The sequence below is a fragment of the Mesorhizobium sp. M0174 genome (assembly GCF_040322275.1).
GTDB lineage: Bacteria > Pseudomonadota > Alphaproteobacteria > Rhizobiales > Rhizobiaceae > Mesorhizobium.
Window position 1 is genome coordinate 321,386 of the sequence record NZ_JAMYTB010000007.1, and the last position, 26,737, is coordinate 348,122.

The window sequence follows — 26,737 nt, forward strand, 5'->3', positions numbered from 1 at the left end:
GCAGCATTTTCGGCCAACCCGCCTGCAATTCGCCCCTTCGCGCCCGTCGATGGAAGCACGGGACTACTCACGAAATGAGGTCATTCCATGAAGATCGCGGTTGAAAACACCGTCTGCCTGAATACCGGGGATGCAGCGATTCTCCTGGCGATTCGCCATGTTTTCAAGACGATCGTGCAGGACGATATCCAGTTCTACGTCTTCGACAGCCAGCCGGAGGTGGCGGCGAGGCTCTACACGAAGAAGGACTATCCGGACCTCGAATTCCACAAGCTGTTGTCGGAATCGCTGTTCCGCTACAAATACGGCAGCGGGCTGAAGAACCTGTTCAAGCCGATCTACAATCGGCTCGTCCTCAATGCCCTGCGGCGGTTCGGCATCCGCGGCGTTGTCGGGCGTTTGTTCAGCTCAAGCAATCGCCGTGGTCTCGAGATCTACAAAGACGCCGATCTCGTGGTCACGACAGGCGGAACCTATCTCGTCGAGACCTACAATCTGGAGCGGCGCCTCAAACAATTCAGGATCGACGCGATTCTGGGCAAGGACCCGGTCTTCTTCACACAATCGCTCGGCCCGTTCAACAAAAGTTACAATCGCCAGGAGTTGAGCCCGATCTTCGACCGGAGCCCGCTCATCCTGCTGCGCGACGAACGTTCGCGGGGCCACATTGTGGACATGGTGAAAAACCCCGGCAAATGCCACGTCGTGGCCGACGCCGTCTTTGCCCTGGCCGACACTGACAGGATCGGAACAATTCTGGCCTCCGGCCAGTCGGCCACCGTCACCGGCCGCGTCGCCATTTCCGTCCGTCACTGGAACTATGTCAGCGACGGCGAGGGCGGCATGCGCCGCTACATCGACTCGATCCGCGAGATCGCGACTATCCTGGTCAGGGACCACGCCAAGGAGGTCACCTTCGTCTCCACCTGCCAGGGCGTGCCGGAATACGCCCATGACGATTCCAAGACGGCGAGGGCGATCGTTGCCGAACTCGATCCGGAGATCGCCGAACATGTCAGCGTGGACGCTTCGTTCCACACGCCGGAGCAATTGATAGCCCTGGTGAAAGGCTTCGACTTCGTCGTCGCAACACGCATGCATATGATGATCATGTCGCTCTGCGTCGGCACGCCGGTGCTGCCGATCGCCTATGAATTCAAGACCAAGGAACTTGCCAAGCGGATCGGCGTCGCCGACCTGCTGCTCGACATCGATACGGTGACGCCCGAGGAAGCGAGCGAGAAGCTCGGCAGACTTACCGCCAATCTCGACCTCTATCGCAGGACGAGTCTTCAGGCAGTGCTTGAGGAGCATGCGTCGGCAATGTCGGCAGGTGAGCTTTTGAGGCCGGTGATTGCCGGCCTAGCGGGCGTTGCGCATGGCGCTGGAAAGCGTGGTGAACAGGGCGCTGCGCGACTGGCGAAGGGCAAGCATGAGGACCAGGCCGATCGAATAATTGAGGGCAACCGCCAGGACCACCGCGAGCAGGTCTGACTGGCCAGTCAGCGATGCCGGCAGCTCGCGGTAGACGGACCAGGCAAGCAGCGACGACGCGATGAAAAGCCCCTGCATGACCAGGAAGTCGGCTGCGGTCACCGGGCCGACCCGGTGGACAAGAACGGCAAGTACCGGAACGCGCAGCACATAGCCGCTGATTGCATAGGCCGCCGCGACACCGACGGCGCCCCAGTGCAGGCCGATGATGAAGGCGGCGACCGTCGTCAGCGACGAGTAGATGCCCCAGTGGAACATGGTCTTGGTCTTGCCCTGGCAGATGAAGATCCATCCCGTGGTGCTCGAGACGGACTGGATCAGGCTGGCGATGCCCAGCCAGGCGAAAATCGGCGCCACCGCCGCCCAGCGCTCGCCGAAGAGAAGCCCGACGACCTGGTCCGACGTTAGCGTCAGCGCCGCGATGCCGGGCATGGTGACGGCCGCCAGCATCCAGTTGGTTCGCACATAGATGTCGCGAAACCGCGCCTTGTCCTCATGGATGCGGCTCAGCAGCGGCACCATCACGCGTGTCAGCGGCTGGTTGATGTTCTGCAGCGGGAACAGCAGGAGCTTATAGGCGCGGTCATAATAGCCGAGCTCGATCGCGCCCGAATATTTTCCGATCAGGATGTTGTCGAGATTGCGCGAGAAGAAGTTGGCCAGATTGAAGCCGGTCAGATTGGCGCCGAAGGACAATATGTCGGTATCGACCTTCAGGTCCGGCCGCGACGGCGTCCAGCGCGCCACCTGCCATGCCGCGGCCAGCGCGACAACAGCCGATACCGCCGGGCCGATGACCAGCGACCAGTAGCCCAGCCCCGCATAGGCCGCGGCTGCTGTAGTCGCAAGTCCGGCAGCAGCGGTTATCATGTCGTTCAGCGCGAGCTGGCCAAAGCGCAAGTGACGGTTCATCAGCGCCAGCGGCACCGCGGCGAGGCTGCCAAGCAGCAGCGGCAAGGCAGAGCCGATGGTGATCCCGACCATGCGTTGATCGCCGTAGAAGGCGGCGATGGCGGGTGCCAGGCATGCCACCATCACGGCACTGCCCAGCCCGACCAACGCACTGATCCAGAATACCTGGTTGAGCTGCTCGGTGCTGATATCCTTGCGCTGGACCACAGCCTGCTGCAGGCCAAGGTTTTGAAGCAGCCCGACAAAGGCCACGATCGGCCCGACGGAAGCGACCAGGCCGAAATCCTCGGGCACGAGCAGACGCGCAAGCACGATGACGGAGAGAAACTGGATCGCCATCTTGAAGCCTTGCGCGCCGATCGTCACCACGCCGCCGCGCAGGGCGACACGACCGAACTGGGGGGGCGGGTTGGCGTTCATGCCGGGCGCCTGGCTTCGGCCAGCTGGGCAACGATCTGCGCAAAACGTTCGTTGAGCACGTCCGCGTTGAAATCCTGCTCGATCTTACGGCGCGCCGCACGTGCGATGCGCTCGCATTTGCCCGGGTTCTCGGCCACCCAGACAAGCTTGCGGGCCAACGCCGCAACATCTCGCTCCGGTGCGAGGAAGCCTGTCTCCTGATCTTCGATCAGTTCGGGAATGCCCGAGTGATAGGTACTGACGACGATCAGCCCGGCGGCCATAGCCTCCATCAACGCCACCGGAATACCCTCGAGATCACCGTCTCGCGCGGTAACGCTCGGCAACAGGAATACGTGGGCATCACGCAGGCGCTGCTTGACCTCGGCGTGTGGACGCGGCCCGAGGAAAGTCACCCGGTCGGCAATGCCGAGACTTGCGGCGAGCTTCTTCAACTCTTCCAGCAATTCGCCGCCGCCAATCACCGCATAGACCCAGTCGCGCCGCGGCAGGCTGGCGAGCGCCCGAAGGGCGAATTCGATGCCCTTCTTTTCGGTCAGCCGGCAGACCGAGATGAAGGACAGTGTGTCCCGTTCCCAGGAACGCCAATGGTAGCCGATCTCACCGGGCCGCACGCCCATATGGTGAACCATGACTTGCGCCGGGGGTGCTCCGACGCCGATCAGGGCATCGCGGAAAAACGCGTTCACCGGGAGCTGGAGAACGCCCTTGTCGAAGACAACCTTGTAGCGCGTGAGCGTGTTGTCATGCAGCGGTTCCCCCACATCGCGGCCGTGGAATATGGTCACCAAAGGAGCGGAAATCCGGCCTCGTTTCATGGCGCGGGCGACGCGCATGCCGTTATTGCCGAAATGCGCGACGATCACATCGGCGTTCTGCAATTTGCGCGCAAAAGCGATGTCGACGGCGGTCGAGAGCTTATCCCAGAACCTGCCCGACCATTTCCTGAGCGTCGGGCGAAAGCGCCCCAGCCCGCCCCACCAGCAGACGACCTTGCCAGGGAGAGCCTGCCAGCGGCGATCGTCGATGTTGCTGTCCTTGCCGAAGGACGTCTCGTTGCAGACGACGCCGACTTGCATGCCGCGCTCGAGGCACCCTTCTATCTGGTCAAGGACGAAGGTCTCCGACAAAGAGGGGAACTTATCAACTACGAAGCAAATCTTCATCGAATGGACGATCTTTCGAGGCCGGTCGGCGATCTGCTCGCACGGATGAGGGCTGACGCCCGTCGTCGCCGTGCGAGGCGCTTCAAGCGTCTGGTGTTGTGCATGTTGTTGTCCCAAAGTCGCTCACACCCCGGTCAGGCGCAAAAGCGGGCTGTTGGGCGACATAAACGGTTTTGGACGAAATGCATCAGGCGGCACGCTCCAGCGCGCCTTGCCTGGCGTTGTCGAGAACGCCGAGGAAGGTCGTGAACTGACTGTCGGGGTTCATTTGCGGCCGCTCCGAAAACAGCTGCGCCGCCGCCGACAGCCGATCGTACTCGGCCTTGTCGCTCCATAGTCGCCTGACCGCGGCGACCCAGTCGTCGAGCGGTGCGTCATAGTCGAGCACAACGCCGCCGGCGCCAATCGCTTCCGGCAGACCGCCGCGGCGGGATCCGACGACTGGAATGCCGCTGCAATGGGCCTCGGATGCCACCCGCCCCCAAGCTTCTTCCCATTTGCTGGGCGCCAGCAGGATCTTGGTGCGGCCATAGACGGTCTTCATGTCGCTGGTGCGGCTTTCCAGCCTGACGTTGCGTAGCGGCGCGATGATCCGTTCGATCTGCGCCCGGTGGTCGTCGTCGAGCTTCCAGCTTTCGACGAACAGGAACGGGATTTCGGGGCATTGGCCGGCGATGCGCACGGCGAGTTCGAACCCTTTTTCATTGTAAGGATTGATCAGCGTGACGAATTCACCGGTGGTCGGCGTGCTGTAGAGCCCGGGATTGATGGTCGGCGGGATTACGGTCGAGTCGATGCCGAACTTTTCCTTATAGGTGCGCGCCGTGAATTCGGAGTTGGCGATATAAAGCGCCGAATGCAATTCGCGCAGGTCGCCGGCCAATTCGTGGAATTCGACGTTCCGCAGATAGACCACCAGCGGCACGCCGAGCGCCTGCAGCGCCTTTCCGATCGGCACCGATTTGTGGCACTGCACGACGGCGACATCGGGATCGAGCCGTTCGACGGCGAAGCGGGCCGCCTCCCAGGGAAACCACGCCCGCACGACAGGATAGCCGGGATAGCTGTCGATGACCGCGCGCTGGCGAAGGAGCTTCATCTTGGCGCGCGCCTTGAAACCGAACATGCCGTCACCGAACAGCGCCGCCAGCACCGAGGCGTCATGACCGTGCTCGCGCAGCTGCTCGACCAGATGGTGCGTGCTCGACTGAACGCCACCGCTGAACTGCGGTGTGTAGCCGTTGCCGCCTGCAAACAGAACTTTCATGGACCTGGCTCCTTGCTGGACCGCCCTAGCGTCACGCCGCCATTCTGCCGATGCTGTGGTATTCGATGCCGTGGCGGGCGATGACCTTGGGGTCGTAGAGATTGCGTCCGTCGAAGATGACGGGCCTGGTCAGCGCGTTCTTCAATGCATCGAAGGACGGCGCGCTGAAACTCTTCCACTCGGTCACGATCAAGAGCGCGTCGGCGCCTCGCAGCGCGGCCTCCTTGGTGCCGCACAGTTGCAGGTCGTCGCGCAGCCCGTAGATCGCCTGGCATTCCTGCATCGCCTCCGGATCATAGGCCTGGACATTGGCACCGGCGGCCCAGAGCGCTTCCATCAGCGTGCGGGCCGGGGCCTCGCGCATGTCGTCGGTATTGGGTTTGAAGGCGAGGCCCCACAGCGCAAAGGTTTTGCCTTTGAGATTGCCCTTGAAATAGCGGTGCACCTTCTCGAACAGGACCGACTTCTGCTGGTTGTTGCGCTCCTCGACGGCACGCAGCAGCTTGGCGTCGAACTTGACAGCCTCGGCGGTCTTGATCAGGGCACGCACATCCTTCGGGAAGCACGAGCCGCCATAGCCGAGGCCCGGATAGATGAAGTGGTAGCCGATCCGCGGGTCGCTGCCGATGCCCTTGCGGACCTCCTCGATGTCGGCGCCCAGTTGCTCGGCCAGGTTGGCCATTTCATTCATGAAGCTTATCTTGGTCGCCAGCATGCAATTGGCCGCGTATTTGGTGAACTCGGCACTGCGCACGTCCATCACGATCATCTTTTCGTGGTTGCGGTTGAACGGCGCGTAGAGCTCGCGCATCACCGCCTCGGTGTCCTCGTTGCTGGTGCCGACGATAATGCGGTCGGGCTTCATGCAGTCGCTCACAGCGGACCCTTCCTTGAGGAATTCCGGATTGGAGGCGACGTCGAAAACCAGATCCTCGCGCCCGCGCGCCTTCAGCGTCTCGGCGATCCTGGCCTTTATTCTTTCGCAGGTGCCGACCGGCACGGTCGACTTGCCGACGACGATCTTGGGCGCGTCCATCTCACGACCGATGGCCTCGGCGACGGCCAGCACATATTTGAGGTCTGCCGAACCATCCTCGCCCGGCGGCGTGCCGACGGCGATCATCTGGATCTGTCCATGTTTGATCGCCGCCGCGGCGTCGGTGGTGAACTTGATGCGGCCGGCGGCATGGTTCTCCTTGACCATGTTTTCGAGCCCGGGCTCGAAAATCGGGACATGGCCCTGGTTGAGCCGTTCGACCTTTTTTGCATCGATGTCGACACAGACCACCTGATGGCCGACTTCGGCAAGCACCGCCGCCTGTACAAGACCGACATAGCCGATTCCAAAGACAGTCAAATTCATTCGGTTTCATTCCTGTTCAAGGCTTCGGGCGTGTTCAAGCTTCGGTTTTCCGACCACCTTCGGCCCGGCCGGTTCAGATGCGCTTCTAGTTTGTGTTGCATGCCAGCGATTCCGGGAATTGGCAGGGCTGGCCGAGTGCGGTGAACGCAACGCGATCCACCTGCATGGTGAGCTTGCGGCCCGGATCCGAGAACGGCCCCATCCAGCCCTTCATCGTGTCGCTGCCCCACAGGCTGAAATAGATCCTTTGCGAATGGGTGGGCAGCTTCGCCGGATCGGTGATCTCGTGGACAAGCTTGCCGTTGACGTACCAGCGCAGCCGGTCTTTTTCCCAGACGAAGGCGTAGTCGTTGAAGGCCTTGTCGGTGCCGCCGGCGACGTCGACCAGTTTCTCGTTCTTGCCTTTGCCGGCTATGTAGGCGTTGACCTGAACCTTGGACGTGTCCTTGGTCAGCACCTCGAAGTCGATTTCATCATGCGGCTGCTTGTCGGCATCGCCGACGAAGCTGAAGAATGCCGCGTTGACGCCGGAGCCCGTGTCGGTCTTCATCCGCGCCTCGTAGGTGCCGTAGCCGAAGCGCTGCTTGGTCTGGATCTCGGCGCAGGCGAATTCGCGATCCTTCAGCTTGCGCTTCTCGAAACCGAGCGTCAGCATGCCGTCGGAAAGCCCGATCAGGTTTTTGGACCAGGTGCAGTTCTGATGCTTGCCGTTCGTCCAGCCGTCGGAAATGTACCAGCGCGCGCGACTGAGGCTGGTGAAATCATCGACAAAAGACGGCGCGGTTGGCAGATCCTGGGCACGGACGGGTACAAGGCCCGCAACCAGACTGACGAGAACGATCAGCAGAAACGCGCCGTCTGAACGGAGCGGCCGCAGCTTGCCTGAGATCGGGCGCGTGAACGGGGTGCCGCGGGGTGCCGGGGCGGACGTGCTTTTAAGATCTGCATTCATATCAAAACTCACCTTGTGCTGTGCGCCCCCAAAGCGATCGTTCGAACCGTGACGAAACAACCTGATCTTGACCTCTGTCGCTCCCAAGCTCCGTGTTGTGCCTAAACCATTGCGCCGACCCAGGGTGTTCGCTCAGCCCGTGCCGGAATCGGCGGGCTTCACAAAATCAGTCCTCATGTCGGGACCGTTCTGCCGCTTCGGCTCGAAGATTTCATCCAGCGAATGACGGAGATCCTTCATCATCTGCATCTGGCGCGACAGCGCTGTGATGCGCCGCTCGCAATTCAGAATCGACCTGGTCAGTTCGCCGACTTCGGAAGACCTGCGCGAGGAGACCGAACCGTTCTCCATCGCCTCGACCAGAAAGGCGGCATTGGTGGCCGTTGTCCTGTAGCGGTTCTCAAGTCCGCTCTTCTCCGCCTCGACTTCGGCCGCGATCTGGTCCAGCAGCTTTGCCAAGCGATCGAGGCGCGAGGTGTCGGTCTGCGTGTCGCGCGCCGGATCTCTCGATCGGAAGCGAAAGATCGAGGCCATGTAGTCAGCGCCCCGTCATCGTCGAGCTGGTGAACGGCCTTAGAGCCCGTCCACATTCAAAAGACATTTCTTGCATCGTCCAGCTCCTCCGACAGGGTATGTCTCGGGCCAGTTCGGTTGGCCGTCCAAAATTGCTGCACCGCAACATAGATTGCCATTCCCTGCGCGCATAGGCAACCACCTAGATCGTAAACTCATGAATCTCGTTGAAATGGTGCGAGCCGACCTAAGGGTAACGGAGTGGCTACCGCCATCGCACGTTGACGGGCCTAGCTATCGCTGGCCGTGCTGGTTCCGGCCATGAGGAAGCGCAGCGGCGGCACATGCTGACGCTTCGCGGCGAGGCCAGCGCGGCGAAACAGCGCATCCAGCTTGTCGGAGGCAACGCCGCGGACGACGGCTGTGAGGTTGGACGAGCCGGCCAAGGCGTAGGCCGCGGCCGGTGCCAACCCGCGCTCAGCCTTCACGTCTAAAAACTTCCGCAACCGGTATTTGTCGCGGATGTGCCGCTCGTGCCTTCTCAGCGCAGCCTTCGATGCCTCCGGCAAACTGTCGATCGCAAGCAGTGCCAGGTCGGCATCGGCCAGATGCTTCAGGTCCTGGGTCTTGTGCCGTCCGCTCAGCGAGTCGGCGCGCACGATCGCGCCGTAGCCACAGGATTTGATGACCTTGAAGCGCGCGCCATGGGCAACCGCGCGCGCATACAGTTCATAGTCTTCACCCAGGCGCAGCTTCTCGTCGTAGCGCAGCCCATGCCGATCGAGGAAGGCGCGGCTGATCACTGGCTTGAGGAAGCCCAGTTCCCCTCGTTGCACACGGCGCCTGGAGATATTGCCATCGACGAAGCCCTCGAAATCGAGGAATTCCGGCTCGGGCGAGAACGGTGGAGCAACGATTTTCGAAACGTCGGTTGCCGCGTCATCCCTGACAAGCATGATGTTGTCTGCGGCGAAATCCCAATCGGTGCTGGCGAACAGTCTGTGAAACCTGCCTTCGAAAAAGAAATCATCAGCGTCCAGAATGCTGATGAACGGCGACCTGGAACCGGCTATCGCGGCGTTGCGTGCAAAGGAGGGGCCGCGATTGACGTCGAAGCGGATGACGGACAGGCGGCCCGTGCCGTCGCCGGCTGCGTGGGCGACTTTCGCCGTATCGTCGGTGGACGCGTCATCGACGACGACAACTTCCGCAACCTCAGGTTCGCGTAATGCCGATGCAATGGCAGCCGGGATTGTCCGCGCCGCATTGCGTGCGGCGATGATCACGCAGACCTGGAATGATGTCATGGACATGCCTCTCGATTGCAGAAGTCGTTGCGGATTTCCTCGCCCCGACCGCTCAATGACCCACCGCCCAACCTGAAATGCATCGGCCCAAACGCCTATGCTGCAAGTGCGAAGCAAGCATCGCCAAAATCATCGGCGCCGTCCAGTTTTTCATTCTGCTGGGTGTCATGGCCCGGCTGGGCAGGCGGCGAGCCTCAATCGGGATGGCTCCAGAAATGCGCCGCTTGGCAGAGCCGTTCCTACACGCTCCATCAGAGCGCTCGACTGGCGGAAAACCAGTTGCTGGTCCTGGCCGACCGGACTGCGGCGGGGCGGAGCGAGCGCGTCGAGGCCCGCAGTGTCAAGGAAACGAAAGAACAGGAATGCCGACTGCCGGTGTTGTCGAGGCGAGCAATTCGTCAGAGGACCGGCGAGCTTAACCATAGGTCACATGGACATCGCAGACCCGGCCAGGCCCGAAATCAGTGAAGGCCTCTCCTTGCGCTGAATTTCTCGCCTTCGGCCGCCTCGTTCGAACTCAGCTTTCGTTCAGCGTCGCGAATTTTGTCGGCCGGGGTCGGGGCATTTCTGGCGACCATGGCAAAGACCAGTAGAAAATAACCCATTTGGATGACTATGGCACAGCCGATGACGCGAAACAGCGTCGTACCGAGCGAGGCGCCGCCCAAATAGGACCAGACGATCACGATCGCCAGCGCAAAACACATTCCGATAATGAACTTTGGCAGTGACATACCCGATAGCCCATCCACCGGCTCGGGAAAAAATGTCGACAAGCCCACCCCGAGCACCTCCCTTAAACTCTGCGAGCTTATTTAGGTTGCCCGCTTCTGGCCGGTTGCTTCCGGCCTAGCCCAATCTGTCCATTAGTCCGACAGAAACAATTTGCAACTCTATTGAGCCGCGCAATAGCCGGCAAGGGCAGCTGCGGAATAAATTTTAAACGAATCCTCGGGATCGACTCTGCCATGGTGCAATGCACACGTCGGCATCACCACTGATTGCCGGATATCGACTCGCTCCAGTAAGATTTATGATATCGACTAGTATTTTATCACAACATCAGTCGTTATTTCGAAATTCTAAATGACGACAAAGCTCCACAACAGGGTATAATGAGCGATTCGCCTAAAATCAGCCTCAAAATTGGACTAGCTTTTCCAAAATTGCCCATAATCCGTCTCTTTTGCGACATAAAGGCGAAATTTTGTGCAGGACGAGTTTATTATTTAGTCAGTTCATGACGTGACTATTACAGCCGTCTGGGAAATTGTGTGTTGCGCTGCAGCATTTTTTTGGTATCGTGCGGTAAACCATCCGTTCAACGTATGGAGTTTACGCATGAGGGACGTAGCCAAGCCGGCCGATGCGGATTTTTCGCAGGCCGGTGTCGATTTTCCGCCACCGATCGGCGGCCTGCTCAAACGCAGCTTCGATATTGCCGGTTCGCTGATCGGCCTGGTCGCTCTCAGCCCGCTGTTCGTGATGATAGCGCTGCTTGTCAAGTTTTCCGATGGCGGGCCGATTTTCTATGGTCATAGCCGGATCGGCCGCGGAGGACGGATTTTTCCGTGCCTCAAGTTCCGCACCATGGTTCCAGACGGCGAGCGGGTGCTTGCTGCCTATCTCGCCGCGAATCCGGAGGCCAGCGCCGAATGGATCGCGACCCGCAAGCTGAAGAACGACCCGCGGATCACCCGCGTCGGAGCGGTGCTGAGGAAGCTCAGCCTCGATGAGTTGCCGCAGATCATCAACATCCTGCAGGGGGATATGAGCCTGGTCGGGCCTCGTCCCGTGGTGCGCGACGAGCTGGAGATTTATGGCAATTCGGCCGTCTATTACCTGAAATCGCGCCCCGGCCTGACCGGGCTATGGCAGGTCAGCGGACGCAACGACGTTTCCTACGACAGCCGCGTCGCGTTCGACAGGCACTATGTCGAGAACTGGTCGATGTTCGAAGACATTCGCATCATCATCAAGACCGTACCTGCGGTCTGGATGTCGCGAGGCTGCTACTGACGGCCGCTTGCTGGCCGTACATCGAGGAGCAGCTGTCCAGAATTCGGGCCCGAAACTCAGGCCCCTAACTCAGGCATCGGCAGTTCATCGGGCGGGGCAAACCAGATCGGAAACGCTCAGTTGAAAGCAGATATAATCGATATTTTTTGCACCGGCATTCTCTCCAGACGCATGCGGCGAGTACGACTTTTGACGACTTGCCTTACAGTGGCGACCGGCCTGACGCTGTCGCTAGCCCTGCCACAGTTTGCCTTCGCCGACGACTATCGGCTTGGAGCACAGGACAAGCTGACCATCCGCGTGGCGGAATGGCAGACCGTCGAAGGCACGTTCCGCGACTGGTCGGCCATCAATGGAGAATACACGGTCGGGCCCGCTGGAACCTTGTCGGTTCCCTTCGTCGGCGAGATGCCCGCATCCGGCAAGACGACTTCGGAGATCGCCGCATCGCTCGGCGAGGCGCTGCAGCGCAAGCTCGCTCTGGCCGACAGGCCGGAGGCTTCCGTCGAAATGGCGCAGTACCGGCCATTCTACATCTCCGGCGAGGTGCAAGCGCCTGGCCAGTATCCTTGTGTGCCTGGGTTGACCGTGCTGAAAGCGATGAGCATTGCCGGCGGAGCCCGGCGGACCCCGGAGAGCGGACAGCGCTACGATCGCGACCTGATCAATGCCAAGGGCAATTTCGACGTACTACAAGACCAATTGGTCAGGCTGACCGTCAAGCGCGCCCGCATCGAAGCGGAACTGGCGGACAAGCCGACATTCGCGGTGCCGAAAGAGGTGGCCGACGATCCGAAGCTGCCCAGCATCGTTGCCGATGAGACGGCGATCCTGGCAGCCGACCAGAAGAAACTCAAGCTGCGCTTGCAGGCGCTCGACGACTTGAAGGCGCTGCTGCAGAGCGAGATCGATTCGCTGCAGAAAAAGATCGTCAACCAGCAGAAGCAGGTTGATCTGGCGAAGGAGCAGCTCAACGGCATCGGCTCGCTGGCGCAAAAGGGCCTGGTCGTCAACACGCGCGTTTTGAACTCGCAGCAAACCATCGCCGACCTTGAGGGCCAGATCCTGGATTACGAAACGGCGATTCTCACGGCCAAGCAGTCGATCAGCAAGGCCACCCAGGACGCCATCGATCTCGAGAACACCCAGAACTCCAGCCTCGCGACCGACCGGCAACAGACGGAAGCCGATCTCAACGAGGTGACGCTGAAGCTGAATATGGAAAAGGCCTTGATGTCCGAAGCCTTGTCGGGCAGCCCCATGCCGCAATTCTATGGCAACAACGAACCAGCGGCCTTGTCTTTTTCCCTGGTGCGGGTGGTCGACGGCAAGACCAGCGAAATCACCGCCGACGAAGACACGCCGGTGCTGCCAGGGGACGTGATCAAGGTTAAACCGGCGCCCCTGGCCATCCAGTAGCTTCTTTCGACCGGAGCGAAGCACCAACCCCGTGGGCAGCGGTCTGCGGGGTTTTTGCCGTTTGGTATCCGCCCGCTCTAGCCTCGCACGGCGTCCGGTTCCTCCAGATGGTCCGCGGCGCTCCACCGGGAAGCAGCGACGGCCGGCACCCTCACCAGCTTGAAGTAGCTATAGTACAGCAGGAACGATCCCATGATGTAGGGATTGAGGGTCTCGACCTCGACGAAGGATCGGATGAACAGAAGCACCATGACGCCGGCAAGAATCACGGAGTCGGCTTGCCATGTCCTGAATATCAGCGCCGAGACGTGACCCCAGAGCGTTCGCAGGATAATCAGCGAAAGCAGTGTCGCGCCGACGAAGCCGAGTTCCACCAAGGTCTCGATGTAGGTGTTGTGGAAGTGGAAGCCGCTTCGCGCGGCGATGTAGAATTCGTTCCACAGCCGCTCGGCCTCGGAGAAGCCCTGCACCCAATAGGCCGCGTAGCCGACGCCGAGCATGGGCGATTGCTGCGCAGCATTCCAGCCCTGCTGCCAGAGGTAGGTTCGTCCGGTGAGCGTCGAATCCTTGCCGAAAAGGCCAAGGACAAAGTCCATCAGCCCGAGATTCAGCGCAATCACGGTGCAGGCGACCAGCCCGCCCGCACCGATCATGAAAATCACCCGGCGATGGCGGAGCGAAAGCACCTTGCCGATGGAAAGCAGGGCGACCAGAGCGAGAACCGCCGGGGTCGATGCCATCGAAGTGGCCGAATGCGACACGACCAGTAGATAGCCTGATAGAAGGACAATCGGTACGATCAACAAAAAGCTTGTCCGGCCCCGCCTGAGAAAGGCGAGGTAGACAACGCAGAAATAAATGCCAAGCGATGCGACAAAGCCGATCTGGTTCTTGGAGCTGAACGCGCCGACGAAATTGTACGTCCCATCGAGAACGTCGTAGGAATAACTCGCGACCTTGAGCGAGTAGAGCAGGACGATGAAAATCCCGATCAGGGCGCCTATGGTCAAGGTCCGGACGCTGACGGTGCGTGCGGCAATGTAGGCGCAGGCGATATGGGAACAATATTGGACGGCCGTCCTTGCCGTGGTGCCGGGAGCTGCCGACCAGAACACCGAGAAGCAGACATAGGTTGCAAAGGCCAGCGGAAGCCAGGCGCTGGAAGCGTGCCTTAATATCTTGCGGTAGTCGACCAGGATGAGCGGCAGCCAGACTGCATAGTAGGCCAGGATCATGGCCTGGCCGAAAATGGTCGAGTAGGAGAACGCCCAGATCGAGACGGCAACGGCAAAGCTGCCATAGACCGTGTTCTTGTCCGGATCGATCAACAGAGATTTTGGAATCTTCATCTCGGTATCGGTTTTCCGTCCTTGCAGCTCAATGCCGTTTCATGGGCCGATTTCGTGGGCCGATTCATCGGATCGATGGGAGCCTCGCCTGCAGGTGCTCGCATTGTGCAGTGCAATATAACGCATCCGGCGCCGCCTGTCACCCGAATGCCAACTGGGCGCGTCGTTCCTGCAGTTCTCGCAATACCGGACGCGACGATTTGGCCAGGAGGCAGTGCCGTCCAATTGCCCGGTGCTGGCCCATCACAAGCTGTTCTGAGGCTGCGAGTCCGTGCTTGAACTTGTCCGCCGTTGACTTCACATTCGCCGCCGATTGGGAGGAAGACGACATGCCGATGAGTTTCGCGGGACGATTTGCCGGACGATCCGCTGTTATCACCGGCGGCGCCTCAGGCATCGGCCTGGCCGTCGCGCAAAGGATCACTGACGAAGGCGGACGTGTTTCGGTCTGGGATCGCGATGCCGCTCAGATCGAGCAGGCCAAGGCCATTGTTACAGGCCTGCACAGCGTCACCCTCGACGTCGCCGACCCCATAGCGGTCGAAGCCGCCGCAGGAGAGACTATCGAAGCGCTGGGCGCGGTCGATATCCTTGTCACCAGTGCTGCCATCACCGGGCCTAACATGACGACCTGGGAGTATTCCGTAGAGGATTGGCGCCGGGTCATCGACATCAATATCAACGGCGTCTTCTTCTGCAACAAGGCGCTGGTCCCGCATATGCTCGAACGCAATTACGGCAGGATCGTCAACATCGCCTCGATTGCCGGCAAGGAAGGTAACCCGAACGCCTCGGCCTACAGCACCTCCAAGGCGGCGGTGATCGGGATGACCAAATCGCTCGGCAAGGAACTGGCCAAGACCAAGGTGACGGTGAACTGCGTCACGCCGGCGGCTGTGCGCACCGCGATCTTCCAGCAGATGAGCCAGCAGCACATCGACTTCATGCTGTCCAAAATACCGATGGCGCGCTTCGGCGAGGTCGGGGAGGTGGCGGCGCTGATTTGCTGGATCGCCTCCGAGGAATGCTCGTTCACGACGGCTGCCGTCTTCGACGTCTCCGGCGGCCGGGCGACCTACTGAGGCCGGCCCGACGCAAACCGCCCGACGGCATCGCGGCGCCTCAGTCGTGAAGCTCCCGCGAGATCGGCGGGCCGATCGAAAAATCGCTGAATGTCACTTCGAAACCCTCGCGCTGCGGCGAACAGCACATCATGCCGACATCGACCGTTTTCGACGGCGGGAAATAGGCAAGCCGCACCGGTTTCCAGTGCTTGTCGGACGCGTCCAGATACTGGACGCGGATCGTCTCGGCATGGCGGGTCAGGCGGATCCTGACCCCGTCGGGGTCGGCTGGAATGCTGGCCAGCGACCAGTCGGAGGCATCGTTGGTGACGACGACGGAAAAATACGTCAGCCCGTCGGTGTATTCGATGCCGGCCTTTATCCAGTGCGTCTCGCTCAGGCGGACCATAAGCCCGGCCTGATCGTAAAGCACCTCATAGTGCCCCTTGACCGTGACTTCGGCGCTGAAATCGCCCTCGACCTCACGATAGAGGAAATGGCCATTGTCGCGCCAGAAGCCGTAGAATGTCTCGCGCCAGAAGTCGGTCTCCTTGCCGGTCCGTACATGCACCGTATTGTTGCCGAAGGCGTGGTGCGGCGGCGGATTGAGCCAGGTCAGGGCCGTATTCTCAGATGTCATCGATTTGCTCGCCTGCCTGGCTGGTCTGCCGCCTTTTCTTAGCCGGCAAACGTGTAAGCGGTCTTCACCGTGGTGTAGAACTCTGCGGCATAGCGGCCCTGCTCGCGCGGGCCGTAGCTCGATCCCTTGCGTCCGCCGAAAGGCACGTGGAAGTCGACGCCGGCCGTCGGCAGGTTGACCATGACCATGCCGGCTTCCGAATTGCGCTTGAAGTGCGTGGCATGCTTGAGGCTCGAGGTGCAGATACCGGACGTCAGCCCGAACGGCGTGTCGTTGGCCACCGCCAGCGCCTCGTCATAATCCTTGACGCGGATGACGTTGGCGACCGGTCCGAAAATCTCCTCGCGCGAGATGCGCATGGCGTTGGTGGTTTCGGTGAACAGCGCCGGCTGCAAATAGAAGCCGCGGGTTTCACGATCGAGCCGCTCGCCACCGAAGGCAAGGTCCGCACCTTCCTGACGGCCGATGGCGATATAGTCTTCGTCCTGTTTGAGCTGGCTCTGGTCGACAACCGGCCCGATCTGGGTCTTGGCGTCGAGAGCGTCGCCGACGACTAGCTTGGCCATGCGGTCCTTGAGCGCCTCGACGAAGCGGTCGTGGATGCCGTCCGTCACCACCAGCCGGGACGACGCCGTGCAGCGCTGGCCGGTCGAGAAGTAGGCACCGTTGATAGCGCAGTCGACGGCGACGGCAAGGTCGGCATCGTCGAGCACTACAAGCGGGTTCTTGCCGCCCATTTCGAGCTGGAACTTGCGCATGTGCTCGACACTGGCGGCGGCGACGCGTTTGCCGGTGCCGACCGATCCGGTGAAGGTGATCGCGTTGAGGTCAGGACTGTCGAGCATGGCCTGGCCGACCACCGAACCTTTGCCCATGACCAGATTGAGCACACCCTTGGGCAGCCCGGCGCGGTGCAGGATGTCGACAATAGTCCAGGCGCTCTCCGGAACGAGTTCCGCCGGCTTGAAGACGACGGTGTTGCCGTAGGCCAGCGCCGGAGCGATTTTCCAAGCCGGAATGGCGATCGGGAAATTCCACGGCGTGATGATGCCGACGACGCCGACCGCTTCGCGGGTGATCTCGACGCCGACGCCGGGCCGCACGCTCGGCACCAGCTCGCCCGACAGGCGCAACGCCTCGCCGGCGAAAAAATCGAATATCTGGGCGGCCCGCACGGTCTCGCCGATGCCCTCGACCAGCGTCTTGCCTTCCTCGCGCGCCAACGCCCGGCCGATTTCATCTTTCCGCGCGGTGATCTCGTCCGACGTCTTCCTCAGCACCGCATGGCGGGCCAGCAGGCCCGATCGAGACCATGCCGGAAATGCCGCTTTCGCCGCCGCGATGGCCTGCCGAGCGTGCTCCGCGCCCCCCGATGCATATTCGCCGACCACGTCGTCGAGATTGGACGGGTTGATGTTGCGGGAGCCGGCATCGCCTACCCACTCGCCATCGATGAGGTTCTTTCGAAACGGGATCATGTCGCTGTCTTCCTTGTCGTCTTTCGATCGCCGTCTATCTGGACCACCGACCGCCGCACCGCAAGGCCGAAGAAGGCAAACTTCTCCTTCTCGACAGGCATGTGATAGGTGTCGGGGCGGGAAAAGACGATTCTAGTGTGGTGCGACGCGGATCGCACGGGAGGTGAAGTATCATGTCCGACAGTGCCTTGCCCCTGGTGATCAGCGCACCCGAACCGCGCACGCTCGACCTGATCTTCACGCCGGCCGCGCTGGCGAACTTTCGATCGAAATACCGCATCGTCGAAACATCGCCCGAAGCGGTGGCGGCGCTGCCGGCCGATATCCTTGGCGAGGCGCGCTACATCGTCGGCCAGCCACCTATCGCGCCGGAGACGCTGGAAAAAATGAAGGCGCTGCGCTGCATCTTCAATGTCGAGAGCAACCTCATCAACAACATGCCCTACGAGACGCTGTTTTCGCGCGGCATCCATGTCGTCACCACCGGGCTGGTGTTTGCCGAACCGGTGGCCGAACTCGGCCTTGCCATGGCCCTCAACCTCGCCCGTGACATCGTCGACGCCGACCTCGCCTTTCGACAGGGCAAGGAGCGTTGGGGCGGCGACAGCAACCGGACGGCGCGGCTTCTTTCCGGCGCGGACGTCGGCATCATCGGCTTCGGCGATCTTGGCCGTGCGCTCAACCGGCTGCTGTCGGGCTTTCGCACGCGGACAAAAGTCTTCGACCCGTGGCTGCCGCCGTCGATCCTGATCGAAAACGGCGTCGAGCCGGCCTCTCTCGACGACGTTCTGTCGAACAGCGATTTCGTCTTCGTCGTCGCTTCGGTGACTAGCGAAAACCAGGGCTTCCTCGGCGCCGAGGCGTTTGCCAAGATGCGCAAGGGAGCCGCTTTCATCCTGCTCAGCCGAGCCGGCGTGGTCGATTTCCCGGCACTGATGGATGCTGTCCGCAGCGGCCATATTCTCGCCGCCAGCGATGTTTTTCCTGAGGAGCCGCTGGCCCAGGATCACCCGGTCCGCACATTGCCGGGGTTCCTGCGCTCCGCCCACCGGGCTGGCGCGCTCGACATGGCTTTCAAACGGATGGGCGACATGGTGCTGGAAGACATGGACCTGGTCGACCGCGGCCTGCCGCCGATGCGTTCGAAGCGGGCCGAGCGTGAGACCGTTTCGCGAATGCGCTCAAAGCCGGTCGACAAGAATTAAGCCGCCTGCCGACGGGTCGCACATGCTCAGACGGTGAAGGACCAAAACAGGCAGGCCAGTGTCGCTGCGGCGAAGACGACGAAGAACAGGCTTCGCAACAGGATGTTGCGGCGCAGCTCGTTGATGAAGAGATGGCATCCGACGACGGCTGCGACAAACAGGAACCGCCAGTTCAGCAGTGCCGGGAGCACATCGCGCTGACCGAAAGCAAACCTCGCGGCGAGACATCCAACGATGACCGCAAACAACACGATGACCGTCCAGAAGATCGCATCGGCGGCATGTGTCAGGACGATGCCGGCGAGCCTGATCGGCAGAACCATCATCAGGAGTGCGCTGAAAAAATAGACCGCCGCGAGCGGAATGAACCTCCCCGCATCGGCGACGTCGCTCAAGCGCTTGGCGCCGATCGCGCCATAGGGATAGCCATGCCTGGCCACCGTCAGGCTGAGCGCCATCAGCAAGGCCGTCAGCACGGCGGCAAGCGCGAATGAGGTCAGGGCTTTGCTCATGAGGCTCCCGTTCCGAGCGAATCGAAGTCAGAACGTTGGTAGCCCATGGTTTGTAAATTGCTAGTAAGCATCATGCGGCGGCGCGGCAGAGTTCCTCGGCGCATCACTCCGCAGCTTGCAGACGCCGCCCGTCGATAATGGTCTTGATCTCGGCGCGGCAAGAGCCGCAATTGGTGCCGGCGTGAAGGGCGGCGCCGATTGCCGCGACGCTGGTACAGCCGCCGCGTACCGCTTCCGCGATCTGGTTGGCACCGACCCCGAAACAGGCGCAGACGATGGCACCGCGGTCGACGCTGTTGCCGCCCGGCCGCCCGGCGACAATCGCCAGTCGCGCCTGCCGATCGGCATGGTCAGCACCAAGTTGTTCGACCGCCCAGCCGCGCGACACCGCTACCGGCGTAGGCGCAAGATAGAGCGCGCCGACCAGCCGATTGCCTGCGAAACGGGCGAAGCGATGGTGCCTGCCGGCGATGTCGTGATAGGCGAGCGTCTCGCCTTCCATGCCTAACAGCGCGGCGGCCAACCCGGTCCAGTCGCGGCTGTCCTGCAGCGCAATTTCAAGCCGCCAGCCGGCGGGGCTGCGGGCGAGGCTCCAGTAATCGGCGTCGATCGATGCGGGCCGTTCGGCAAGCACGGCGAAGCCGAAGGCTGTGGCGGCGAACCGCTCAATGCGGGCAGCAACATTCTTCGAGGCCGGTTGGCCTGAAATCGCATCGGTCGTCGGCGCGACCAATGCATCGACGCGCGCGCGGGCGGAGAACTGATCGGTCCAGTGCATCGGTACGAATACAGAGCCTTGGCGTTGACGCACCGTCACCAGGGCGCGGACCAGCACCTCGCCATGGGCAGTCGAGACGCGGACGATCTCGGCATCGCCGATGCCGAAGTGCTGCGCATCCGACGGGTGGATTTCGACGAACGGTTCGGCCATGTGCTGCGACAAGCGCGTGCTCCTGCCGGTCCGCGTCATGGTGTGCCAATGGTCGCGCACGCGCCCGGTGTTGAGCACCAACGGGTAGTCCAGGCTGGTGCGGGTCTGTGCGGCTGGGCGGATGGCAATGAAGCGCGCCTTCCGGTCGGGCGTGTAGAAATTGCCGTTGGCGAAGAAGCGGGTGGTAAGTGAGGCTCGTCTTGCCTGAACCCCCAAGTCTTTTTCACTTTCAGCCTGAGCACCCCCCTCTGGCCTGCCGGCCATCTCCCCCGCAAGGGGGGAGATTGGCAGCTTTGGCGCCGGCTCTCCCCTTGCGGCATTGGAGATTAGCGAAGGCCCTGATGATAGCCGATCTCCCCCCTTGCGGGGGAGATGGCCGGCAGGCCAGAGGGGGGTGGCTTGGCTCGGCGCTGGCCACTGGAATGGCGCCAACTCCTCATAGGTCTCTGCATCCACATCGGCATAAGCGCCGATGTCGAAATCGCGAGCACTATCATTCTCGAATGCCGACAACGCCGCGTGCTCGGCGAAGATGTCGGCCGGCGACACATGCGAAAACGCCTCGCCAAAACCCATCCGCTTGGCCACTTCGGCGATGATCCACCAGTCGGCTCTTGCCTCGCCGGGTGTGGTCAAAAAGGCGCGCTGGCGCGAGATGCGGCGTTCCGAATTGGTGACGGTGCCGTCCTTCTCGCCCCATGCCGCCGCCGGCAGCCGGACATGGGCGTGGCGGACCGTGTCGGTCTCGCCCAGCACGTCCGACACCACGACAAACGGGCAGGCCTTGATCGCCGCTTCGACGGCATCGGCATCCGGCATCGAATCGACGGGGTTGGTCGCCATGATCCACAGCGCCTTGATGCGTCCGTCGGCCACCGCCTCGAACATCTCGACCGCTTTCAGGCCGGGTTTTTCGGCGACGGCTGGCGCGTTCCAGAAGCGCTGCACGCGGTTGCGGTGCTCGGGGTTTTCGATCTCCATGTGGGCGGCCAGCATGTTGGCCATGCCGCCGACCTCACGGCCGCCCATGGCGTTGGGCTGGCCGGTCACCGAGAACGGCCCGGCGCCGGGCTTGCCGATGCGGCCGGTGGCTAGATGGCAGTTGATGATGGCGCTGACCTTGTCGGTGCCCGAAGACGACTGGTTCACGCCCTGGCTGTAGACGGTCACCGTCTTCGCCGTCGCGGCAAACAGACTGTAGAAGCGGCCCAGTTCATCCTCGCCAAGGCCGGTGGCCGCAGCGATGCCGGCCAGGTCGAGCGCCGAGGCGGCGAAAAGCGCTTGCCCGAAGCCGGTGGTGTGTGCCGTGATATAGGTGCGGTCCAACGCGTTGTGCTGGCCGAGATAGGCGAGCAGACCGGCGAACAAAGCGACGTCGCCATCGGGCGCGATCGCCAGATGCATGTCGGCGATGTCTGACGTCATGGTGCGGCGTGGGTCGATCAGCACCACCTTCATCTCGGGCCGCTTTTCCCGGGCCGCGGCGATGCGCTGGTAGAGCACCGGATGGCACCAGGCGAGATTGGAGCCGACCAGCACGATCAGGTCGGCAAGTTCCAGATCCTCGTAATTTCCCGGAACGGTGTCCGAGCCAAAGGCGCGGCGGTGGCCGGCGACGGACGATGCCATGCACAGGCGCGAATTGGTATCGATATTGGCCGAGCCGATGAAACCTTTCATCAGCTTGTTGGCGACGTAATAGTCCTCGGTCAGCAACTGGCCGGAGACGTAGAGGGCGACCGCGTTGGGGCCGTGCTCGGCAATGGTTTGCGAGAAGGTCGAGGCGACGAGGTCGAGCGCTTCGTCCCAGCCGGTGCGGCGACCGTGGATTTCCGGATGAAGCAGCCTGCCTTCGAGATCGGTGGTCTCGGCCAGCGCCGAGCCTTTGGAGCAGAGCCGGCCGAAATTCGCCGGGTGGTCCGGGTCGCCACGAACGGTTATTTCACCGTCCGCGGCGACCTTCGCCAGCACGCCGCAGCCCACCCCGCAATAGGGGCAGGTGGTCCTCACCTCGCGCGCTTCATCAATCTGCATGGTTCACGCCGCGCGGCTGGCCAGCGCTTCCAGCGCAATGAACAGCCGCTCGCCGTCGATCCGCACCGTGATGGTGCGCACCGCGCCCTCGTCGGCGCCAAGCGCCTTGCCTGTCTCCAGCGAGATCACCCAATTGTGCAAGGGACAGGTCACCGCCGTGCCATGGACGATGCCCTGGCTGAGCGGCCCACCTTTGTGCGGGCAATGGTCATCAATGGCAAAGACCTGATCGTCGGCCGTACGAAAGACGGCGATCTTGCCTTCGGGCGTTGCGACGCAGCGCGCACCGCGACGCGGAATGTCAGACAGGGAGCCGATCGATACCCAATTCATGTGGCCATTCCTCCTTTGCGGGTATTCTTGTCCGAAAACCGCATTCCACTTTTCGGGGACACGCGCCTACTCCGCCGCCTGCGCAAAGCCGACCGAAGCCATCGGCCGGAATTCATGCTTGTCCTTGCCGGAAGCACGTTCCGACCACGGGTCGACCTGCGCGAATTTCTGCGAAAAGACGAAGCGGTCGAAATAGGCCCTGCGCTTCTCGCCATCGTCCATGATCTGACGCTTGATCTCGGCGATGCCGATGCGCTTGGCCCATTTGTAGATGCGCTCGAGATAGCGGCCCTGCTCGCGATACATCTGCGTCAGCGCCACGATATGCTCCAGCGCCTCGTCCTCGGTCTTGACCTGGCCAAGCACTTCGGTGCCCTTGATGTCGAGGCCGGCGGCGCCGGCGAAATGGATCTCATAGCCGCTGTCGACGCAGATCACGCCGACATCCTTGCAGGTCGCCTCGGCGCAGTTTCGCGGACAGCCCGACACCGCCATCTTGACCTTGGCCGGCGTCCACGAGCCCCACATGAATTTTTCGATACGGATGCCCAAGCCGGTCGAATCCTGCGTGCCGAAGCGGCACCAGTCGGAGCCGACGCAGGTCTTCACCGTGCGCAGCCCCTTGGCATAGGCGTGGCCGGAGACGAAGCCGGCCTGTCCGAGATCGGCCCATACCGCCGGCAGGTCTTCCTTGCGGATGCCGAGCATGTCGATGCGCTGGCCGCCGGTGACCTTGACCATCGGGATGTCGAACTTGTCGACGACGTCGGCGATGGCGCGCAATTCGGCGGCGTTGGTGACGCCGCCCCACATGCGCGGCACCACAGAATAGGTGCCGTCCTTCTGGATGTTGGCGTGGACGCGCTCGTTGATGAAGCGTGACTGGTAATCGTCGGCGTATTCGTCGGGCCAGTCGCAGACGAGGTAATAATTGAGCGCCGGCCGGCATTTGGCGCAGCCGCAGGAGGTTTTCCACTCCAGCTCCTGCATGACGGCGGGAATGGTCTTCAGGCCCTTGGCCTTGATCAGCCGGCGGACCTCGTCATGGCCAAGCGTGGTGCAGCTGCACATCGGCTGGACCGCCGCGGGGTTGTATTTGTCGCCGATGGTCAGCACCATCAGCCTTTCGACCAATCCGGTGCAGGAACCGCACGAAGCCGACGCCTTGGTGTGTGCGCGCACGTCATCGAGCGAGGTCAGGCCCTTGGCCGTGATCGCGCCGGTGATCTTTCCCTTGCATACGCCGTTGCAACCGCAGATTTCCGCATCATCCGGCAAGGCTGCAACGGCCGCCATAGGGTCCAGGGGGGCGCCTCCCTGGTAGGACTGGCCGAAGATGAGCGTGTCGCGCATCTCGGATATGTCGGTCTGCTTCTTCTTGAGGTCGTTGAACCAGGCGCCGTCCGCCGTCTCGCCATAAAGCACAGTGCCGATGATGCGGTCATCCTTGAGCACCAGGCGCTTGTAGACGCCGGCGGCGGCATCGCGCAGCACGATCTCCTGGCGGTCCTCGCCCTCGGCGAAGTCGCCGAGCGAGAACAGCTCGATGCCGGTGACCTTGAGCTTGGTCGGCGTGTCCATATGGACGAAAGCTGCCGCCTCGTTCCCAGCCAGCTGGCTGGCGGCGACGCGCGCCATCTCATAGAGCGGCGCGACCAGCCCGTAGACCTGGCCGTTGACCTCGGCGCATTCGCCGATTGCGTAGATGTCCGGGTCGTTGCTGCGCATGCCGGCGTCGACGACGATGCCGCGATTGACGGCAATGCCGGCTTCTTTTGCCAGCACCGCGTTCGGCCTGATGCCCACCGCCATGACGACGAGCGTTGCGGGAATGACGGTGCCGTCGGCAAGCTCCACCCGCTCGACCTTGCCGTTGCCGGTGATCGCCTGCGTGTTGGCCTTGGTGATGACCTTGATGCCGCGCTGCTCGACGGCACGCTGCAGGAGATAGCCTGCGGCCGGATCGAGCTGACGCTCCATCAGCGTCGGCATGACGTGCAGCACGGTGACGTCCATGCCTTGCGAGTTCAAGCCCGCTGCCGCCTCGAGCCCAAGCAGGCCGCCCCCAATGACGACAGCCTTGGCCCGCGACTGGGCGGCAAGCATCATGGCCCGGACGTCGTCCAGATCGCGATAGGTGAGCACGCCCGGCAGGTCATGGCCGGGCACCGGAATGATAAACGGCACCGAGCCGGTGGCGATGACGAGTTTGTCATAAGGTTCGGTCACGCCATGATCGGAGGTGACGGTCTTTGCCTGCCGGTCGATGGCGACGATCTTGTGGCCCTTGTAGAGGGTGATGCCGTGCTTGATGTACCAGCCGTCGCCATGGATGATGATCTCCTCATAGGCCTTTTCGCCCGACAGAACCGGCGACAGCATGATGCGGTCGTAGTTCACGCGCGGCTCGGCGTTGAAGATGGTGACCTGGTAGCGCCCAGGCGCCTTTTCCAGGAGATGCTCCAGCATGCGCCCGGGGGCCATGCCGTTGCCGATGATGACGAGTTTCTCGGTCATGTCCTGATCCACTCCGCTCTCACTCAGCCGCGTAGGAAAGGCCTGAAGCTTCGGCAGACGCCGTGCGCTCCATCCGCCGGATGGAAAAATGCATCCAGGCAAAGCAGGTGGCGACGATGACGAAGAGCAGCATGAAGCAGCTGGACCAGACGCCGGTGAGGTCGTTGAGCACGCCGAAGGCGATTGGCAGGATAAAGCCGCCGAGCCCGCCAATCATGCCGACAACGCCGCCGACCGCGCCGACACTCTGCGGATAGTAAGCCGGGATGTGCTTGTAGACGGCGGCCTTGCCAAGGCTCATGAAGAAGCCGAGCACACAGGCCACGGCTATAAAGGCGAGCGGGCCGATCTCGAAATGGAAGGCGATCGGCCCGCTGATACCGCGCACGACGTAGTCTGCCGAGGGGAGAGACAGAACGAGAGTCGCGACGGCACTGACAGCGAAGGTGCAGTAGAGCACGGTGCGGGCGCCGATCCGGTCGGAAAGCACGCCGCCATAGGCGCGGAAAATACTTGCCGGAATTGAATAGGCCGCGCCGATCATGCCGGCGGTCGCAAGCCCGAAGCCGTAGACGCCGATCAGGTAGCGGGGCAGCCACAGCGACAGCGCCACGAATGCACCGAAAGCGAAGAAATAATACAAGGCGAAACGCCAGACCTGCAGGTTCTTGAGCGGCGCGAATTCCTGCAAGAAGCTTCTCGCGGGTGCAGCCTTGCCGTCGCGGCGCTCGCGAATGACCGGATCGTCGCCGGTCGTGAACCAGAAGACGGCGGCCATGACGACAAGTGCTGCCGCCCAGATCAGCGCGACCGACTGCCAGCCCCAGGAGAGAAGCACGAACGGTGCCAGGAACTTGGTGACCGCGGCACCGACATTGCCGACACCGAAAATGCCAAGCGCCGTACCCTGCTTGCCGGCCGGGAAGAAGCGCGAGACATAGGCGACACCGACGGCGAAGGAACCGCCGGCGAGCCCAACGCCTAGCGCAGCGACCAGCATCTGCCCGTAGGTGTGCGCAAAAGCGAGCAGGAAGGTCGCGACCGCCGCCGCAAGCATGGTCGCGGTGTATACCAGCCGACCGCCAAAACGGTCGGTCCAGACACCCAGCACCATGCGCACGAGCGAGCCGGTGAGGATCGGCGTGCCGACGAGCAGGCCGAACTCCGTCTCGTTCAGCCCCAGCTCCTGCTTTATGCGCACGCCGATGATTGAAAAGATCGTCCACACCGCGAAGCAGACGGTGAAGGCGATGGTGGACATCACAAGCGCCTGCCGGGGAGCAGTGTCCTGGCTGCGCGCGGCTGGGAGATTTGCGGTCATTTTCTGGCTCCGGTTTGCGGCGAGGGAGGCACCGCCCTTGGCTGTTCGTTCGCGACTGTCAGCGGCGCAGCATCGGCGAACTGGTTGAAACCGAGCTGTGCACGGTCACTGGAAACCTTTGCCGTCAGTCTTGGCGCCAGCGGGAAAGAGCACGAGCGCGGCGGTGAACAGCACGCTGCTGGCCAGAAAAATGGCGGCGCGTGAATTCCGCGAGGCACGCGCCAGTTCCGATCCGTTTCGTCATCGTCGTCTCCGGTTGGCGCCGCTTGGGACCAGCGCCGTCGATTGCGTCAAAACAAAAAAGCCGCCGGCCAGGTCTTCGCGTCCGGGATTCCGGGAGCGCGTGTGGACCTGAGCGGCAGCTTTGCCTGTGGCGCCCGCCATTGGACGCCGTGTCACTTGGCCCTTGCGGGCCTTACATTTTGGAAAGCAGGAAGCGTGCCAATTCGACAGCGCTCTTAATTATCGAATGAAATCAATATGAACCGCAGCCGCGCGACTTTTGACCAAGCTCGGCAGCG

21 protein-coding genes and 1 pseudogene are annotated in these 26,737 nt (G+C 62.1%); 6 read left to right on the plus strand and 16 right to left on the minus strand.

All coding sequences use genetic code 11. The features are described 5' to 3' along the window. Window positions 1-87 precede the first annotated feature (87 nt). Window positions 88-1,140: pseudogene (locus NKJ13_RS17485) on the plus strand (polysaccharide pyruvyl transferase family protein); the annotation flags it as partial. Between the two features lie 222 nt (window positions 1,141-1,362). On the opposite strand, the gene NKJ13_RS17490 reads toward NKJ13_RS17485, so the two are convergent. The 8 genes from NKJ13_RS17490 to NKJ13_RS17525 form a co-directional block, all read right to left on the minus strand. Next, complete coding sequence (locus NKJ13_RS17490; protein ID WP_352738621.1) at window positions 1,363-2,826, minus strand: lipopolysaccharide biosynthesis protein; 1,464 nt, start codon at window positions 2,824-2,826, stop codon at window positions 1,363-1,365. Next, entirely contained in the window at window positions 2,823-3,992 is a 1,170-nt protein-coding gene (locus NKJ13_RS17495; RefSeq protein ID WP_352738618.1) for a glycosyltransferase, read from the minus strand. The genes NKJ13_RS17490 and NKJ13_RS17495 overlap by 4 nt, the downstream gene beginning before the upstream one ends. 187 nt (window positions 3,993-4,179) lie before the next feature. Further along, a complete protein-coding gene (locus NKJ13_RS17500; RefSeq protein WP_352479830.1) occupies window positions 4,180-5,259 on the minus strand; it encodes a glycosyltransferase in 1,080 nt (359 codons plus the stop codon). Between the two features lie 31 nt (window positions 5,260-5,290). Continuing rightward, window positions 5,291-6,622, minus strand: coding sequence for a UDP-glucose dehydrogenase family protein (locus tag NKJ13_RS17505; RefSeq protein WP_254816094.1), 1,332 nt, complete (start codon window positions 6,620-6,622; stop codon window positions 5,291-5,293). An 85-nt stretch (window positions 6,623-6,707) separates the two neighbouring features. Next, window positions 6,708-7,574: an endo-1,3-1,4-beta-glycanase ExoK gene (exoK, locus tag NKJ13_RS17510; protein ID WP_352479829.1), complete on the minus strand. Its 867-nt coding sequence runs from the start codon at window positions 7,572-7,574 to the stop codon at window positions 6,708-6,710. 132 nt (window positions 7,575-7,706) lie between these two features. Continuing rightward, on the minus strand, window positions 7,707-8,108 hold the full coding sequence (locus NKJ13_RS17515; protein WP_352506980.1) for a hypothetical protein: 402 nt from the start codon (window positions 8,106-8,108) through the stop codon (window positions 7,707-7,709). A gap of 269 nt (window positions 8,109-8,377) precedes the next feature. Further along, on the minus strand, window positions 8,378-9,400 hold the full coding sequence (locus tag NKJ13_RS17520; protein WP_352506981.1) for a glycosyltransferase family 2 protein: 1,023 nt from the start codon (window positions 9,398-9,400) through the stop codon (window positions 8,378-8,380). Window positions 9,401-9,855: 455 nt separating this feature from the next. Further along, entirely contained in the window at window positions 9,856-10,176 is a 321-nt protein-coding gene (locus NKJ13_RS17525; protein ID WP_352506982.1) for an exopolysaccharide production repressor protein, read from the minus strand. A gap of 559 nt (window positions 10,177-10,735) precedes the next feature. Between NKJ13_RS17525 and NKJ13_RS17530 the strand changes: the two genes are divergently transcribed. Continuing rightward, window positions 10,736-11,413 carry a sugar transferase gene (locus tag NKJ13_RS17530; RefSeq protein ID WP_352479827.1) on the plus strand — a complete coding sequence of 226 codons (678 nt, stop codon included), beginning with the start codon at window positions 10,736-10,738 and terminating at the stop codon, window positions 11,411-11,413. Between the two features lie 171 nt (window positions 11,414-11,584). Continuing rightward, entirely contained in the window at window positions 11,585-12,832 is a 1,248-nt protein-coding gene (locus tag NKJ13_RS17535; protein WP_254816387.1) for a polysaccharide biosynthesis/export family protein, read from the plus strand. 77 nt (window positions 12,833-12,909) lie between these two features. On the opposite strand, the gene NKJ13_RS17540 is transcribed toward NKJ13_RS17535, so the two are convergent. Further along, entirely contained in the window at window positions 12,910-14,181 is a 1,272-nt protein-coding gene (locus NKJ13_RS17540) for an O-antigen ligase family protein (protein ID WP_352738616.1), read from the minus strand. 329 nt (window positions 14,182-14,510) lie between these two features. Here NKJ13_RS17540 and NKJ13_RS17545 point away from each other — a divergent pair, with 329 nt between their 5' ends. Further along, a complete protein-coding gene (locus NKJ13_RS17545; protein WP_352738614.1) occupies window positions 14,511-15,263 on the plus strand; it encodes an SDR family NAD(P)-dependent oxidoreductase in 753 nt (250 codons plus the stop codon). A 40-nt stretch (window positions 15,264-15,303) separates the two neighbouring features. Here the strand turns inward: NKJ13_RS17545 and NKJ13_RS17550 are convergent, their stop codons facing one another. Together NKJ13_RS17550 and NKJ13_RS17555 are read right to left on the minus strand one after the other, a co-directional pair. Further along, a complete protein-coding gene (locus NKJ13_RS17550; protein ID WP_352506985.1) occupies window positions 15,304-15,885 on the minus strand; it encodes a DUF1349 domain-containing protein in 582 nt (193 codons plus the stop codon). Window positions 15,886-15,923: 38 nt separating this feature from the next. Further along, window positions 15,924-17,360 (minus strand): aldehyde dehydrogenase family protein, encoded by a 1,437-nt coding sequence (locus NKJ13_RS17555; protein WP_352507006.1) that lies wholly within the window; start codon window positions 17,358-17,360, stop codon window positions 15,924-15,926. A gap of 176 nt (window positions 17,361-17,536) precedes the next feature. On the opposite strand from NKJ13_RS17555, the gene NKJ13_RS17560 reads away from it, so the two are divergent. After that, window positions 17,537-18,568 (plus strand): hydroxyacid dehydrogenase, encoded by a 1,032-nt coding sequence (locus NKJ13_RS17560; RefSeq protein ID WP_352738613.1) that lies wholly within the window; start codon window positions 17,537-17,539, stop codon window positions 18,566-18,568. 26 nt (window positions 18,569-18,594) lie between these two features. Here the strand turns inward: NKJ13_RS17560 and NKJ13_RS17565 are convergent, their stop codons facing one another. The 5 genes from NKJ13_RS17565 to NKJ13_RS17585 form a co-directional block, all read right to left on the minus strand. After that, entirely contained in the window at window positions 18,595-19,080 is a 486-nt protein-coding gene (locus NKJ13_RS17565; protein ID WP_352738611.1) for a hypothetical protein, read from the minus strand. Between the two features lie 103 nt (window positions 19,081-19,183). Then, complete coding sequence (locus NKJ13_RS17570) at window positions 19,184-22,045, minus strand: nitrate reductase (protein ID WP_352738609.1); 2,862 nt, start codon at window positions 22,043-22,045, stop codon at window positions 19,184-19,186. Between the two features lie 3 nt (window positions 22,046-22,048). After that, window positions 22,049-22,378 carry a nitrite reductase small subunit NirD gene (gene nirD, locus NKJ13_RS17575; protein WP_352738607.1) on the minus strand — a complete coding sequence of 110 codons (330 nt, stop codon included), beginning with the start codon at window positions 22,376-22,378 and terminating at the stop codon, window positions 22,049-22,051. 66 nt (window positions 22,379-22,444) lie between these two features. Then, the gene (gene nirB, locus NKJ13_RS17580; RefSeq protein WP_352738605.1) at window positions 22,445-24,895 is read right to left on the minus strand and encodes a nitrite reductase large subunit NirB; all 2,451 of its coding nucleotides are present in this window, start codon (window positions 24,893-24,895) and stop codon (window positions 22,445-22,447) included. 19 nt (window positions 24,896-24,914) lie between these two features. Continuing rightward, a complete protein-coding gene (locus tag NKJ13_RS17585; protein ID WP_352738603.1) occupies window positions 24,915-26,216 on the minus strand; it encodes an MFS transporter in 1,302 nt (433 codons plus the stop codon). A 163-nt stretch (window positions 26,217-26,379) separates the two neighbouring features. On the opposite strand from NKJ13_RS17585, the gene NKJ13_RS17590 reads away from it, so the two are divergent. Further along, complete coding sequence (locus tag NKJ13_RS17590) at window positions 26,380-26,571, plus strand: hypothetical protein (RefSeq protein ID WP_352506991.1); 192 nt, start codon at window positions 26,380-26,382, stop codon at window positions 26,569-26,571. Window positions 26,572-26,737 lie beyond the last annotated feature (166 nt).